We start from the raw sequence: 14690 nt of genomic DNA on the forward strand, positions 1-14690 counted from the left end.
TCACAGGGGGACGGCCCGACTCCTGCCCGTGCGCTGTCCCGAGGGCCGCCCGCCCCGCCGCTCGATCCGCTCGCGCCTCACCGCCCAGATCTGTGCCCCGGGCAATGGGGTCTCGCGGGCGGCGAAGTGCGCTACGTTCGTGCCGCATGGAAGCAACATCCCAGCTGCGTCAGGCCGTTCTTACCTGGCTCGAGCAGGCACGCGATCTTCCCTCCATACCCCAGGCCATCACCGATGTAGCACTGTCGGCGCGGCCGGAGTTCGAAGCCGTGATCAATGCGGTGGGGGGTGCCGCGCCGAAATCAGAGCACCGCGACCTGTACGGCAAGGTCGACGGTGACTGGCTGCCCCGGTGGTCCACGCTCCTGGGAGGATCGAGACTGGGTGATGCGACCCGTCTGGTGGCCCAGGGCGCGACGGTGCCGGTGGAAGACGTCGCGGACAGTTTCGTCGCCTTCTGCACGGCCCCCGCGCCGGCAGCGGAGGACTGGCTGCTCCTCACCGGCGAACTCCCGGTGGGGACATGGATCCCGCTGGGCCGCTACACCCTGCAGACCTTCACCGCCGACGAACTGAGGCAGCTGGGCCCCATGCCGGCCCTCCAGGGCCTCCAGCCGGGCGGGCTCGACCTCGATCTCCTGGCCGGTGCACCGTTCGTCCACGCCCCGAACCCCGAGCGCGCCCCGGACCGCAGGGACACGGGCTGGTTCGACTTCGCCGGTCCACGTCCGGAAGCCCTGCACTGGAGGGCGTTGCTGCCGCTGGTCCTGTGGAGCGAGGAGCTGCTGCACGTCGACGCGGTGTTCGGCGTCGAGCGCGGCCGCTACTTCGACCTGAACCGGAACCAGGTGCCCACCACCATCCAGATCTACGAGGACCGTCACGGCATCCCGGAAGAGGTCGAAGTCCGTGAGAGCGGAAGCTTCCACGTCGCTGCAGCCGCTCTCCCGCGGCTGCAGGCCTTCTGCTCTGCGGTGACAGCGAAGATCGATGCCGTCATGGACGGCATCACCAGCGGACGGAGTCTTCCCAGGAAGCGCGCCCGCCGCTTGGAGCGAGCTGCCCGTCACCTGCTGCAGGCCTACCAGCGCACCTACAGGGATGACGGCGTGTGGGAGGAAGAAGCCGACGAGCGGCTTCTGGACTACGTCATCGCGCTGGAAGCCCTGATGGTCAGCCCCGGCGACAAGCACGAGGGCATCAGCGAGAGGATCCGGACCCGGACGGCGGCCCTGTTCCCCAGCTCATTGCGCGAGGGCGTCGAGAGCAGAGTGCAGAAGGCGTACAGCGCGCGATCGAAGTACGTACACGGAGACCTGCTCGCCGACCAGAAGGAGGCCGAACTGCGCGAGCTCAGGCTGCTCGTCCGGCAGGTCGTCCTGCGCTGGCTCATCCTCACCCCCTACGACACTCAAGACCTCGCACCGCGTCTTGACGCCGCAGCCGACTGCACCAGCTGCTCACGCGCCATCAACGAACCCCTGCGCGCCTTCTTCCAGGCATCACCGCCTCAGGAGGACGTCAGGGCCTGAGACAGCACTGCCTGCGCTGCCGCGGCCGGCGTCGCCGCACGCCGCAGCCCGGATTTCCGGTTCGGCAACCCCGTGGTCAGTGCAACTCAGGTGTGAGTTGCACTGACTGGGGCATCAGGGGGTGACGTGCGCGCTGTCGAGCCGTCGGTGCACCATCGAGAGTGTGGTGAGCAGTTCCAGCAGTTCCTCGTCGGTGACCGTGCGGTGAAGGCGCGGCTCGTGTGCGGCCGGGTTGCGGTACATGCTGAACAGGCCCTTGACCAGGTTCGCCAGCCCTTTCTGCTCATCCAGCTCGGGCCCCGTGGCGTTCGCGTTGATGGCCACCCGGGCCGTTCCGTGGCCGGGCATGAGCACTGCGTCGACCAGCCGCGCCCCGTCAAGGCCCTGGCCGGTGAGCTGCCGCAGCCGGTCGGCCACGGACTTGACCGCCTCCAGGCTGGCGTGGAAGGGGTTCTTGGCCAGGATCTCCAGGGTGCAGTAGCGCAGCACCTCCGGATGCGTGGAGCGGCGGCGTAGCTCGGCTCGCAGGGAACTGGCGTGCCGTGCGGCCTCGCTCAGCGTGGCGGCCGCCGGCCCCCTGGCCACCTGCCCCTGGTCGTTGACCCGCAGTCCGACATGGACCAGGACCTCGTTGAGGTCGTCCTGTCGGCGTGAGAACGTGTGGGGCTGCTGAATGTAGCGCACCGGGGCCATTGCCACCTTGATGAACGCGATCACGCAGTTCGACGCCCCCTGGCGCGCCTGCTGCGCCAGCAGCGCCCCGGCCAGCCGGTCTCGCTTGTTGCCGCCGTCGGCATCCGGCACCTTCACGACGGCCAGCAGCTGCCCGATCTCCCGTCCCGTCAAGCCGTGATCGGTGTCGCCGAGCACACCTGCCACCGCCGTGACGACCGTCGCCGGCCAAGGCTCGTGACGTGTTGCCATGTCCCGTCCCCTTCCCCTCGTCCCATGGCCAACCGACCAGGATGACACGGGCGTGAAGGGCAGATCCCCGCTTTCTTCTGCGTCCATGGCAGCGGCGTGTGCGGCAGAGCGGCTGCCGGCGGAGTGCCGCCCCGGTGTGGCTATCACGCCAACTCGCCGCTGTGGAACCTGTCTCGAAATGGCTGTACCGATTCGCTTTCCAGTCGTGTACTACTGGGCATCAATAGCGTTGTAGTCATCTACAGCAGTGAAGTCGAGAAGGGGGACACGTTGGTCTACGACATCCGTCCGCTCGCCAACGGCCTGCGCGCCGACCACCCGGTGCCCGGTCTGCCGTTCGTGGACGACTCGCACCTGCCGCTCGACGACGGCCTCGACGCCATCGAGGCCGTCGGCCGCAACAAGGGTGAGGGCATGTGGGGCCGTTGCGACCCCTCCCGTGAGGGAGGATGGCTGGCCTTCACCACCGACCCGATCGCCCACCACCTGGGCTGGGCCGTGCGCTACCACCCCGACCACGGGCGCACCGTGCTCCTGCTGCGTGCCGAGGACACCGCCAGCCTGCACACCTACTGGACGGGGGCTCCGCTGCTGTTTCGGGCCGGAGGCTACTGGTGGGACGGCGACGCCTGGTACCGGCCCGGCCAGATCTGGGACCCGGTCACCGAGGACTACGCCCGTCACAAGGCCCGCGCCACGGCTACTGTCCACGCCGACGACATGCTCGACGGCCGCGCCCATCCGGACCGCGCCCACGTCCACAAGGTCGCCACGTTCGACCCGGCCACCGCGGCACCGGACAACTGGCTCGACGACCTGACCCTGTGGGCGCAGCACCACCAAAAGCAGGACGACCCCCTGCCGCTGCAGAAGTGCGTCGTCGACCTGGCCAGCCCCGAACTCGCCGGCGACCGGCTGCTCGGCGTACCCGATATGGCCGCGCTCGGCGGCATCACAGCCTCCACACTGCGGGGCTACATCTCCCGAGGCGAGAACAACGTGCCGCTGCCCCAGGCGACCGTCGGCGGACGGTCCCAGTGGTCACGCCCGGTCGCCGAGGACTGGGTCGAGGCCCGGCGCCGCTCCTCCGAGGGGCTGAGGGAGGCCATGTCGGCCGGCGACCGGCACCGTCTGGCCCCGGGGGCGGCTCAGATCCGCGACCGGTTCAGCGAGACCTTCTTCAGCTTCCTGTGGAAGCGGCCCGACATCCGCAAGCGGTGGGTCCTGCGCCAGCGCAACGAGCCGAGCGTGCGGGAGGTGGCCGACCAACTGGCCTTCGAGGTCGCCGACAGCCTCAGGCGGATCATCCCCACCGATGCCCTAGGGCCGACCATCCGCCATGCCGTCCTGGAGGACTTCGCCACCTCGCTGCGCGTCAGCGAACGCCGGGGCGGCCAGCTCAAGGCCTTCGACCTCATCCTGTCGGTGCCGCTGGCGAAGATGGTCAGCTGGTTCATCCAGCACTTCCCGACCTCGGCCCAGTGGTACCTCGGCGAGATCATGGGCGAGGCAGACAAGCAGCTCGGCATCCCTGCCCAGGTGACGGGCGAAGCGCTGCGGAGGTCCGCGACCACGAACGGGGAACTCGACGGGCAGGCCGCGAAGGAGTTCTTCTCCCGCCTCGTCCCGCGCGAGCCGGAGGACTGAGGTCCTCACGATCGCGAGAGGGGCCAAGCCAATCCCAGTGGCTTGGCGCCTCTCGTTTACAACTCAACGGCGGACAGGGGAGCCCCACCCGAGAGCGCGGGGCAGCCCATCGCCACGTTGACCGATACGCCCCGGTCTCGACCGCTTCAGCCAGCCGTGCCGGTGCGTAGTGCCTGGCGTATGCGGGGGTCGGCGGTGCGGTCGTCGGCTATGTGGCTGAAGTGCTGGGCGGAGTCCGGGTGGTCGCGCAGGACAGCGGCGATGACGGATGCGGCCTCATTGGTCAGAGTTCGCAGCCAGGGGGTGATCTTGCCCTGGGCGTTCCACTGGTTCCAGGCGCCGTCCCAGGTGCACATGGTGTGGGCAGCCTCCTCCAGCAGGTCCCAGTCAGACTGGCTGGCGGCGCAGGCGCAGATGCCCTGCAGCCAGATCACGACCGCTGCGGCGTCGCCGAACTGCACGATGTGCGTGTCGTCTCCATTGACGTGCTTTGCCAGGGCGCGCAGGAGGCTGTGAGCCTGGGAGGGTTCTCGTGCGAGGGCCGGTCCGGCCTGCTTGGTGTCGAGGCGGGCGAGCACGCCGACGTGCAGTTCGTAGTCCTCCGGGTGGTCGCCGACCAGGGTCAGCAGAGTGTCTGCGGCCGCAGAGTCGCCGGTGCCGGCGGCTTCGAGTAGCGTCTGGGCCCTCTGGAGGGGGTCTTCGGGGATGGCCGCGTGTTCGCGGTCGATCAGGGCGAGCAGATCACCGACGGTCTGGGGGCGGCGTTCCGGATCCTGCTGGGTGGCGGCACGGACGATGGGGCGCCACGGGCCGGGAGGGGCCTGCAGAGGCAGGTTGGTCTCCGGCATCTTGCCGGTGAGTGCCCAGGCGATGACTCTGCCGATGCTGTAGATGTCGCTGGACGCCGTAGCCTCGTGGGGCGCCCTGAACAGTTCCGGGGCCGCGAAGCCCTCCGTGCCGAGGAAGTGACCGGTGCGCCCCACCTTGGTGGTCTGGCCGCGCGGCCGGCGGACGATGCCCCAGTCGGCGAGGGTCCAGCGGCCGTCGAAATAGAGGATGTTCGACGGTTTGATGTCGCGGTGCAGCCAGTCGTGCTCGTGCGCGGTGGCCAGCACCGATGCTAGAGCGTCGACCAGAGCGCGCAGCTCGGCCGGGTCCCGCAGCAGCTCTTGGCGTTGGGCAGCGGTCGCGTCCGCCCAGGGCATCACGAACCACGTGTGGTCGGCGCCGAAGTCAAGAATCGGCATGGCGTGGGGATGATCGTTCAGCAGCTGGCCGATCTCGATCTCCCGCCGCATGCGGGCCACTTGCCGTTCGGCCGGGTACTTGCTGTGCAGCTTCTTCAACGCCACGGTCGTGCCGAGGGTCTTGTGGGTCGCCTCGAATACGTCCGCCTGACCCCCGTCCAGGACCGGTTGGCGCGGGCAGGCGTAGTCCTTGCGCTCGCCGCGGGCGGCGCGACGGACCGCGGCGTAGTCGTCTCCGCCGAGCGGTACGGACGGTACGGGCGTGGCGGCGGCCGGGGGAGCGGTATGGCGGCTGGCCGGGATCCGGCGGGCCTCGTAGACCGGGTAGCCGCTGACCGTGCGGGCCTCGGCGAGCTCGTAGCCGTCGGCGGCCAGATGGCCGTTGACCAGTGCCAGCAGCCGCTGGACCTCGCCGGAGTCCGTCCGCACGGCGGGGTGGATCATCTCCGCCAGGAAGCGGAGCAGGACCTCGTCGGAGCCGTCGGAGAGTCCGAAGCGGTCGTCTCCGAAGACCCAGTCGTCGTCCCAGTCCTCAGGGTTGTTGTAGCGGTGCTGGACGATGTCGCCCTCGGCCGTGGTGAACCGCGGGTCATGGCTTTTCAGGCGGTCCAGGTCGTACAGCCTGCGCAGGAAGGTGACCTCGTCCAGGCTGCCCGACCAGCTTGCCCCGGTGCGGCGCAGCGCGTCGAACAGACGCCGCCGGGTGACCTCGGTGATGGCCGCCGACGAACCTGTGGGTATGCCGGCGCCCCGGAAGCGGCCCGCGACGGTCTCGGCGGAAACGGTCCGGAGCAGGGAGGTGACCGTCACGTTCTCGGTGCGGGCACGGGAGAAAAGGTCCAGATCGAAGGAGACGTCGTTGAGAGCCCGCAGAACGGTGCGCTGCAGATCGGCACCCAGCTCGCGCAGCCGCTCGTAGTAGGTGTCCCTCAGTCCGAGCGAGAAGAAGGCTCCGTCCAGCGTCTCGAAGCCGTCCGGCAGCGGCGTCGTGGCCGGCGCCACCATGCCGAACCTGCCGATCTTGACCCCGCCGATCTCCCTGATCTCGCCGCCTGGATCGACATAGAGCAACTGGAAGGTCGTCTTGAAGCTGTAGTCATCCCAGTTGTCACGAACCAGGAAGGCCTGCCCCGGCAGGGGAGAGACGGGCCACCTGCGGACAGGCAGGACAGCGAACTGCACGATTCCTCCGGAAGGCACCTCGGCCTGCGGCCGGGCACGTGAGAACAGACGACGCAACCGCCCTAGCAGAAGCGGTGCTGACCGTCTTCTGCCGTCGGTGGCTGACCGGCTACTGACCGGGGTGGACGGCCTGGACGCCGGTGCTGGCGTAGGCCTTGGGGGTCAGGGTGAGAAGAAACCGCCCGGCGGGGTGGGCGGCGGATGGGCGGGCGGCGTGGATGGCGTGGACAGCGGCCCAGGAGTGCCCGAAGCGCAGCAACTCGGTGGCGGTGACCGCTGCGTCAGTGTCGAACGCCTCGATCCGGATGAACCGCAGCCCTTTGATGTAGCCCAGCAGTCCGGGCCGCTCGGCGTCACCGGCCGTCAGCGACAGCACCGGCGCATACAGATCACCGAGCCCGCCGGAGGCCTGCACGTAGAACGCGGCGACCGCCTCGTTGAACGGATCCTTCGGGTCGTACAGAGCAGCGGCGGTCGTGTGGTCCAGGACGACCGAGATCGCCGCCACTACGCGGCCGTCTGCGAGCCGTGGTGCGCCCCGCCCAGGCGCTCCAGCAGCGCCCGGGCCTTCGCCTCGGCCTCTGGGCTGGGCGCGCTGCCGAGGGCGGAAGCGAGCTCGGCACGGGCCAGCTCGGCACGCTCGGCGTATTCAGCCTGAGTCGGAGTGCCCTGCGCAAGGTCCTCCACCAGGCTGCGAATGGTGGTGCCGTGCTCGGCCGCCAGCTGCGCCAGCCTGTCCCGCGCCGCCGCGCTCACCTTGATGCTCGTCTCGTCTGCTGCCATATTCCTCACTCTACCGCGCCCCTCTACTGCCGGTAGAGGAAACGTGACTATGCGGCAGCCCGCCCACGTCCGGAAGATCACTTGGGTGCCGGGCTCGACATGTCCTATGTCCCGGAAGCCGGGCCACCGCCCTCAGGTGGCGTTGGCCCGGCCGGGTACGTCCGGCCAGCCAGTACACGTCCGGATCACCGGTAGCCGTCACTGGCCGAGGGTCAGACAATGATCACGGAAGCGGGCGATCACCTCCAGGAGCCCGGTCGCGCTGTTCCTGCGAATTCGTGCCCTGGTCTCGCTGCCGCCGTCGGCGTTTGCGCAGTTCAGCCCGACGCTCGCGCTGTTTGGCCCGGCGCTCGCGGTAGCGGAAATAGGCGAGCAGCAGGTCCAGCTTGTGCTCGGACTTATCAGGCACCACGATCTTGGCCAGACCGAGAACGAGCGACACCACGAGCGTGGCGCACACGGTCCACACCACGGCTTGCCAGGGAGCGTTGGCCATCGTCAGAGCCGTGACGACCACACTGCCGCTGACCACGCTCACAGCCGCCGGCCGGACCCCTCCAAAGCGGGACTGCTGGACCGGCGCGCTCACCAAACTCGCCTCTCTGCATTGGTCCCGTGCGCCGTGGACTGGCGCTCCTGGGACACCGCGCCCCGGCGGTGTCCCGTCAACAGGGCGGCCGAGTCCACCGATTCCGACGACAGCCCACAGAAGCGGCCGGACGTGCGGCCACCGGCCACCGCGCCCACCAGCCGCAGGAAGCCGGCGCTCACTCCTCGCCCTCCTCGTCCTCGTCGAGGAGGAAGGAGGCCCGGGACGGCCCGAAACGCAGCAGGATCTCCTCGGCCTGCCTCAGCTGCGCGCGCAGCTCGTCGACTGTGTCGACGTGGCCGAACACCTCCGGGCCGCGGCTCTTGTACATGCGGGCGAGCGATCGCGCGGCCTCGAACGCGGAGCTGACACCGCTCGCGAGCAGTCGGCGCTGGCGCACGTCCTCCGCTTCAGAGTCCAGCGGCCCGCGGCTGTTCTTGGCAATGGTGGCCATGGCCCTGACCGGGTCGGCGGCGTAGACGAGGTCCCACTCGTAGTCGATGATGACCTGCTCACGGGTCTTGTCGAGCACGGGCTCGCCGTCCCGAACGAGCTGCCCGTCGACCTCGCGGTCCTGGGTGTGGAACTGCTTGGGCCAGACAGCCGGGTCGGCGGCGACGTGGGCGCGGGCGATGGAGTGCAGCATCCGCAGCCCTCCGGCGGTCTTCGCCAGCACATCCAGCAGGTTCACGGGCGTGCTCCGGAAGGGCGCCGTACGGCTGTTGCGGTCGGTGGCCTCCTTGGAGCCGCGGTCCCGGGTGATGTAGCCGTCGAGGATCGTGGCGGTCCCGCCGAGCACGGTCAGCTCCGCCACCGCGCCCGGCTCGCCGGCCAGGGCGCGGTCGAGGACGTCGTCGAGGACCTCGGACGCGTCGCTGCCCTTGGTCAGAGTCCACGGCTGCTTCCACACCCGGTCGGTGATCGTGCCGCCGTTGCCGTAGGCCCGCAGCGCCTGCTCGATGCCTTCCTGGCTGCGATAGGCAGACAGCGCCATCGGCGCCAACCGCTCGCTGATGCGCTGCCGATCGGCCCTGGCCATCCCGAATTCCTGCTTGACCAGCCGGTTCATGGCGTACGCGCCCGGCCCGGCCAGCAGCACGTGCTGATGGACCGCCGTCGACCACAGCCGGTGCGCGGGGACCCCGAGCAGATCGTGCATCTCCTGCGCTCCGACGGTGCCCGACAGCACGCGGTACACGTCCGAGCTGATCAGCCCCTCGCGCAGGGCGTGCCGGTAGACCCGCTGCATGCCCTGCGTGTTCTGCGCTCCACGGGTCCAGGGGGTGACGTGAACGTGCAGGCTGGCCAGCAGGTCGTCACGGGCCGCCACCAGGTCCGCCAGCGGCCCGCCGTCGTCCGCGCGCGCGCCGACGACGACGACGGCGGGGAACGCGAGAGTGTGGCCCTCCCGCCGCGTCGCCTCCGTCATCGTGGCCGCGGCCAGGTTCTTGCGGGTCCGCATCGTCAGCTCAACCGTCCGTCGACGGGCCTGCCCCTGCTCCGTCCGGCTGCGTGCCCCAGGGTGGTCCAACGATCCGATGACGGAGGCGATGCAGGCCGAGACCGCAGCGTCGATGTCGCCGCCGGTCCGCGCCAGCCACATGCTCATCAGCCGGCTGTTGCCGTCGCCCGTGACCAGGAAGGTGTCCTCGCTGCCGTCGTCATACACCACGCGCACCACGAACAGCGTCAGCGGCTCCTTCACCCCCTGCTGGAGCACGCTCTGGGTGTAGTCATTCTCGCCCTTCTGGGCGTAGAACGTCTGGTGCATGCTCTCGGCGACCGCCTGGGCCAGCGCCTTGCGGTCCCGCATGCGGACGGTGAAGACCGCGCGCGGCTCCCCGCTCGTCGCATCGGTGAGCGTCTCGTACACCGTGGCCAGAAACGGGGAGGGGACCACGTCCATGGCCGTGTGCAACTGGCCCGCCCACCTCTGGTTGATGATGTCCGGAAGCACATCCAGGTCGAGGTAGCGGGGGTGCGGCGCGGTCGCATACAGCGTGCCCCCGACGACCGGCTTGGCCGTCAGCAGACCGAACGGCTCAGCAGCCACAAGCGCCTGCAGCCGCAGCGGGTCCACCGCGCCCGAGGTGACGACGTTCGCCGCCGCCTCGTCCAGCGAAACGTCCGGGTTCTTGAGCAGCGCGCTGCGTACCCGGCGGAGCCTGGCCACCGGCTGCGGATCCTCAACCGCTTCGGGGCGGTGCAGCAGAGGCGGCAGCCCATCGTCGTGATCGAGCCCGTCCAGACCCGCGAAACTGTCCAACGAAGTCATAGTCCTGCCCTTCCTGGTGTCGCGCGCAGCAGGAGGGCATAAGCCTCTGCTTCCACTGCGCGTCGCCCCCAGGGGGCGGCGTGCACCGTCACGCTCCATCAACGGCTCCCACGCCGTGACATCCCGTGCCGACCGGCGTTCCACGGCAGCCAGGCGAGCTGCTGGTCAGATCGGTCCGATAAGACCGAACGTTCCCCACCGACGGATGCTCGGCCTGCGAGAACCGAACGCTCACGTCGCTGAGTGCCAGCCACTCTTCATGCCAGGGTCGAGCCCTGAACACGCCAGTACCGTCTAGCCAGAGCGGGTGCGCCGCTGGCAACCAATGCCAGCGGCCCACGATCCTACGCCCAACTCCCCACCGCCCAGGGCGAAACGGAGACCCGCGCCCCAGTAATCGAACTACGCCGATCGACCGACGCGGGATGCCCGATCTGAGCGCAGGCCGTTCACAACGGTGCTCCCGACGGCAGCCGCCTCACCTCGTCCAGCGACTCCCGGGCGGCCATGCCCGCAGCGCACCGTCACACTGAGGGCACCTTCGGCCGACGGTGGATCAGCTCCATGCCGAGGACGAGGAGAAGCTGGCGTCCGGCCTGGTCGAACTGCTCCTGGAGAGAGGGCTGACGAAAGAGGTCGGTCAGCTTCCCGGCTTCGGCGGCGAGGCCACTGCGCACGGCAAGGTAGTCGGCCGTGGAAGCTCGGTAGACGGCCCTGTGAGGTTCGGCCGTGATGTCGCTGGGATGTTCGGCTTTGTATGTCACTGACGTGTAGGTGTATTCGTGCTGCTCAAGGGCAGTTGGATCAGTCGATCATGGTGACAGCTCCCCGAACATTGCAGTGACGTGAAGCCGTATCGGCCGGTGTCGTGTTCGCCGTGTCTCCTTTGTCTTCCTGGTCTTCACGGAGCCGTCTGGGCGTGCGGCGTGTGTCCGGCGGTTCCTGGCAGGTGCCGCGGAGCGTGGCTGGTCCGGATTCCCGCAGCAGTCCCGAGGGCTCGTTAGCACGCGCGTCCATCGAACTGGCGGGAACGTTCTGCTGTCACCCGTCCGAGTGGGCGGCTGGGCGGGAAGCCTATGTGCGGCTCGTAGCCTCGCATCAGACGCATCCGTCACACACATGCGTCTGGCTGAACTGACCTGTACGCAAACGCTGTTCGTTGTTGGAGGCTGTACGTGATCACCGTGCCGTTATCCGCCCGCCCGCTTCGCGGGTGCCGGCACCGGTGACGAGACTGGATGACGCCTCGGAGACTGCGGAGGCGGGCTTGGGGCGGCATCGGGACGAGTTGCGGCCCGCTGCTGTGGCCCGGCTGCTGCGGTTGCGTGGGGCGGGGGAGTTGACCACCGCGCATGTGAGGCTGGTCGCCGAGTCAGTGGACGTCAGCGTGCGGCAGGTGTGGCGCTGGCTGGCGCAGGCCGAGGAGACCGGCAGCACGGAGAAGCCCGAACGCAGGCGGTTCCGCATCACCGATGAGATCATCGAAGTCCTCGCCGACAACCAGGGCAACGTTAAACGCGCTCACGAGCACCTGGTGCGCGCCGCCAAGGCGGCGGGGGAGAAGCCGGTCGGTCTGACCACGCTGCACGACGCCATCGCCCGTGACCTCGACCCCGGTTTCATGGCGGGCCTGCGGGAGGGCATTCCGGCCGCCCGCGGCTTCGACCCCGCCTTCCAACGACCGGCGGTAGCCCGGAACCAGGTGTGGGAGGGGGACCACAAGCAGGCCCCGCTCGTCGTGATGATGCCCGACAAGAAGCTGTCGAAGGTATGGGTGACGTGGTTCGAGGACCGCGGTACGGGCTATGTGATGGGCTGGGCGGTCACCGCCGGCTCCGCGCACCGCGGGTCGGTTCTGGCGGCCGTGCGGGCGTCCGTGCTGCGGGAGGATCCTTACGGGCCGGCCGGGGGACTGCCTCAGCTCGTACGGGTCGACGGCGGTGCCGACTTCCTGTCCAAGACCGTCCGGCGAGCTTTCGGCCTACTCGGCGTCCCGGTGCACCGGGTGCGCAGCGCCCGCCACAAAGGCGGGATCGAGCGGCTGAACCGCACCAGCATGACCCGCTTCTTCGCCGACCTGCCCCGCTACACCAAGGCGCCCCTGCTCGATCACCGCCGACGCCTCGGCGACGAGGACCCGCCGCTGACCTTCGAGGCATTCGTGGAGCGCCTGGGGGAGTGGGTGCACGAGCACAACACCAAGCACGTGGTGAAGCGCACCAGGTTGACGCCGCTTGAGGCGTGGCTGTCCGACCCCACCGAAATCCGGCCCGAGCCCACCCCGGCCGAGCTGCGTGCGTTCATGCTGGAGAGCGATCACCGGCCCCGGAAGATCACCAGTCACGGGGTGGAGTTCGCGGGCCGCTGTTACATGCCGGAGAACGGTGTCGGCTGGCTCGGGGTTGAGGTGCGGGTGCGGTGGATGCCGCACCACAGCCATGAGATCGACCTGTACACCTTCCGCGGGGAGCGCTACCTGGGCCGGGCGTTCCTCAGCGACGAGGCCACCGAGGAACTGCGCGCCAAGGTCCTTGCCGACCGCCAGGAGCACAGCGCTGACCTGCGCCGGGCCCTTAAGCGCTCCGGTGAGCGCAGACGCGACCGATATCTGCCGGCTACCGAACCCCAACTGCCCGCCTCGGCAACCCGCATGACCAAAGAAGAGGCGCTCGCCGAACTCGCGGGCACCAGCCAACGAGCGCCTGCCGCGCCTCGCCGGCGCGAAGAGCCGTACCAGCCGCTGACCCCCATCCCGGTCGGCTGGGTACGCCCCGGCCAGGCCACCGCCCCCGCCCATCCGTCTTCGGAGGACGCATGACCACCACCACCGCCACTACTGCCGCGCCGCAGCAGCCGCCCGAGTCGGCGGTGCCCCGCCGCCCGGATTTGCGCCCGCAGTTCTTCCTCGACATTCCGCAGTCGGAACTGGTCGCCACCGACACGCTGCTGCAGATCAAGGACACCGTCATCGACACCGTCGAATCACGGGCGATGTCAGTGATCTACGGCGACGCCGGGCTCGGCAAGAGCTTCAGCACCCGCGCCACGATCCAGGAGATGAATCCGGACCTGATCCTCCCGCTGGACTTCGCCCGCTCCCGCCCGGGGCCGAAGGATCTGCGCGAGGAGCTGTTCCACCAGATGAACCTCGGCTGCAAGATGCCGGGCACCCCGACCGCGTTCGACAAGCTGCTGCGTGAGACGCTGCCCCGGCGCCCGTATGTGATCGTGTGCGATGAGGCCCAGCAGTACCGGCGGGAGAACTTCGAGTTCCTGCGCAAGCTGTGGGACACCTGCGACCCGAAGCCGGCCATCGTGTTCGTCGGTGGCCGGGAGGCCTACGAAACCCTGGAGAGCGACCCGGCGCTGGCCTCGCGGATCTACATCCGCCTGGAGATCCTGGCGATGACCGAGGACGAGGTACTCAAGGCCGTACCGGACTCGCACCCGGTGTGGCGAGGCGTGGATGAGGCACTGCTGAAGCGGGTCGACGACCAGTACGCGCTCGGCTCTTTCCGTAAGTGGGTAAGGGTGACCAAGCACGTGCTCAAGGGGATGGAGTACTTCAAGGCCGACAAGGTCGACGACCGGGTCGTGGGCTGGGCCCTGAAGCGATGCTGACCACCCCGCCCCCGTCGCCGGCCATCCGGGGCGCGGCCGCCCGGGCCGAGCCCTTCGCCGTCATGGAAGACGCCGCCCCACCCAGCCTGCACTACCTCCAGACCCCGGGGCTACGCACCCTGCTAACCCCAGGCATGCTCGCCGTCAGCGATGCGCTCGCCGACGCCTACGCCAAGGGCCGGTTCGTGTGTGTGCTGGGCGAGGCCGGGGTCGGCAAGACCTTCGCTGTCCACACCGCCGCCCGCCGCCTCGGTGAGCTGCTGCCGCTGGACTTCCGGGCCCAGCCGGCGCCGGCGGACCTGCGCGCCGCCCTCCACAAGGCACTGAAGCTCCGCGGTGAGGCGCCTGCCGACCCCGGGGCCGCCGACACGCTGATCCGCCGCGCCCTGGCCCAGGGGCCGCGGATCGTCGTGGTCGAGGACGCCCACCGGCTGTCGGCGTCCTGCTTCGAGTACTTGCGTTTCCTCCACGACGACCTCCTCCAAGGGCTGTGCGTGGTCCTGATCGCCGCGACGCGCGGCGAACGCTCCTTGCGCGCCCAGCGGATGCTCGCCACCCGCACCGCCGGCTGGCCCTACATCTGGCCGCTCAGCCGCGACCAGGTCCCGAAGGCGGTTCCCGCTTTGCACCCCGTGTGGCAGAGCGTCCCGCCCGACGACCTCAAGGCGCTGGACGCCCGTATCGCCGACGGCGCTCTGCGCCGCTGGGCCGTGCTCACCCACCACACCCAGCGGGCTCTGGCCGCCACCAAAGCGAGCACGCCCGATCGGGACCTGCTGCAGGCCGTGGCCGACCGGGTCGAAGGCGGACGCCGCCCATGACCGCACCCACACTTCCTCACGCCCCCGGCCCTGCCCCACAGGCCGCTACACCGCCGGCGGCCCCGGCGG

12 protein-coding genes are annotated in these 14690 nt (G+C 69.5%); 5 read left to right on the top strand and 7 right to left on the bottom strand.

Translation table 11 applies throughout. The features are described 5' to 3' along the window. Positions 1-146: 146 nt before the first annotated feature. Positions 147-1532, top strand: coding sequence for a hypothetical protein (locus AB0M39_RS14260; protein ID WP_365363837.1), 1386 nt, complete (start codon positions 147-149; stop codon positions 1530-1532). A 114-nt stretch (positions 1533-1646) separates the two neighbouring features. Here AB0M39_RS14260 and AB0M39_RS14265 read toward each other — a convergent pair whose 3' ends face one another. Next, on the bottom strand, positions 1647-2456 hold the full coding sequence (locus AB0M39_RS14265) for a TIGR02391 family protein (RefSeq protein WP_365363839.1): 810 nt from the start codon (positions 2454-2456) through the stop codon (positions 1647-1649). A 270-nt stretch (positions 2457-2726) separates the two neighbouring features. Here AB0M39_RS14265 and AB0M39_RS14270 point away from each other — a divergent pair, with 270 nt between their 5' ends. Next, positions 2727-4103: a hypothetical protein gene (locus AB0M39_RS14270; protein ID WP_365363843.1), complete on the top strand. Its 1377-nt coding sequence runs from the start codon at positions 2727-2729 to the stop codon at positions 4101-4103. A gap of 146 nt (positions 4104-4249) precedes the next feature. Here AB0M39_RS14270 and AB0M39_RS14275 read toward each other — a convergent pair whose 3' ends face one another. From AB0M39_RS14275 to AB0M39_RS14300, 6 genes are all read right to left on the bottom strand, one after another. After that, the gene (locus AB0M39_RS14275) at positions 4250-6532 is read right to left on the bottom strand and encodes a protein kinase (protein WP_365363845.1); all 2283 of its coding nucleotides are present in this window, start codon (positions 6530-6532) and stop codon (positions 4250-4252) included. A 109-nt stretch (positions 6533-6641) separates the two neighbouring features. Further along, positions 6642-7040 carry a hypothetical protein gene (locus tag AB0M39_RS14280; RefSeq protein ID WP_365363847.1) on the bottom strand — a complete coding sequence of 133 codons (399 nt, stop codon included), beginning with the start codon at positions 7038-7040 and terminating at the stop codon, positions 6642-6644. Beyond that, on the bottom strand, positions 7040-7315 hold the full coding sequence (locus AB0M39_RS14285) for a hypothetical protein (RefSeq protein WP_358569927.1): 276 nt from the start codon (positions 7313-7315) through the stop codon (positions 7040-7042). The genes AB0M39_RS14280 and AB0M39_RS14285 overlap by 1 nt, the downstream gene beginning before the upstream one ends. A gap of 223 nt (positions 7316-7538) precedes the next feature. Next, positions 7539-7853, bottom strand: coding sequence for a hypothetical protein (locus tag AB0M39_RS14290; protein ID WP_365363849.1), 315 nt, complete (start codon positions 7851-7853; stop codon positions 7539-7541). A 229-nt stretch (positions 7854-8082) separates the two neighbouring features. After that, complete coding sequence (locus tag AB0M39_RS14295; RefSeq protein WP_365363851.1) at positions 8083-10170, bottom strand: hypothetical protein; 2088 nt, start codon at positions 10168-10170, stop codon at positions 8083-8085. A gap of 533 nt (positions 10171-10703) precedes the next feature. Continuing rightward, positions 10704-10856, bottom strand: coding sequence for a hypothetical protein (locus tag AB0M39_RS14300; protein WP_365363853.1), 153 nt, complete (start codon positions 10854-10856; stop codon positions 10704-10706). A gap of 590 nt (positions 10857-11446) precedes the next feature. Between AB0M39_RS14300 and AB0M39_RS14305 the strand changes: the two genes are divergently transcribed. From AB0M39_RS14305 to AB0M39_RS14315, 3 genes are read left to right on the top strand one after another with little or no spacing between them, the layout of a single operon-like run. After that, positions 11447-12997: a Mu transposase C-terminal domain-containing protein gene (locus AB0M39_RS14305; RefSeq protein ID WP_365363855.1), complete on the top strand. Its 1551-nt coding sequence runs from the start codon at positions 11447-11449 to the stop codon at positions 12995-12997. Then, positions 12994-13800: an ATP-binding protein gene (locus AB0M39_RS14310; protein ID WP_365363857.1), complete on the top strand. Its 807-nt coding sequence runs from the start codon at positions 12994-12996 to the stop codon at positions 13798-13800. Before AB0M39_RS14305 ends, AB0M39_RS14310 begins: the two co-directional genes overlap by 4 nt. Then, positions 13794-14621: an ATP-binding protein gene (locus AB0M39_RS14315; protein WP_365363859.1), complete on the top strand. Its 828-nt coding sequence runs from the start codon at positions 13794-13796 to the stop codon at positions 14619-14621. Before AB0M39_RS14310 ends, AB0M39_RS14315 begins: the two co-directional genes overlap by 7 nt. Positions 14622-14690: the final 69 nt, after the last annotated feature.

The organism is Streptomyces sp. NPDC051907 (genome assembly GCF_040681075.1).
In the GTDB taxonomy this organism is placed as follows: domain Bacteria; phylum Actinomycetota; class Actinomycetes; order Streptomycetales; family Streptomycetaceae; genus Streptomyces.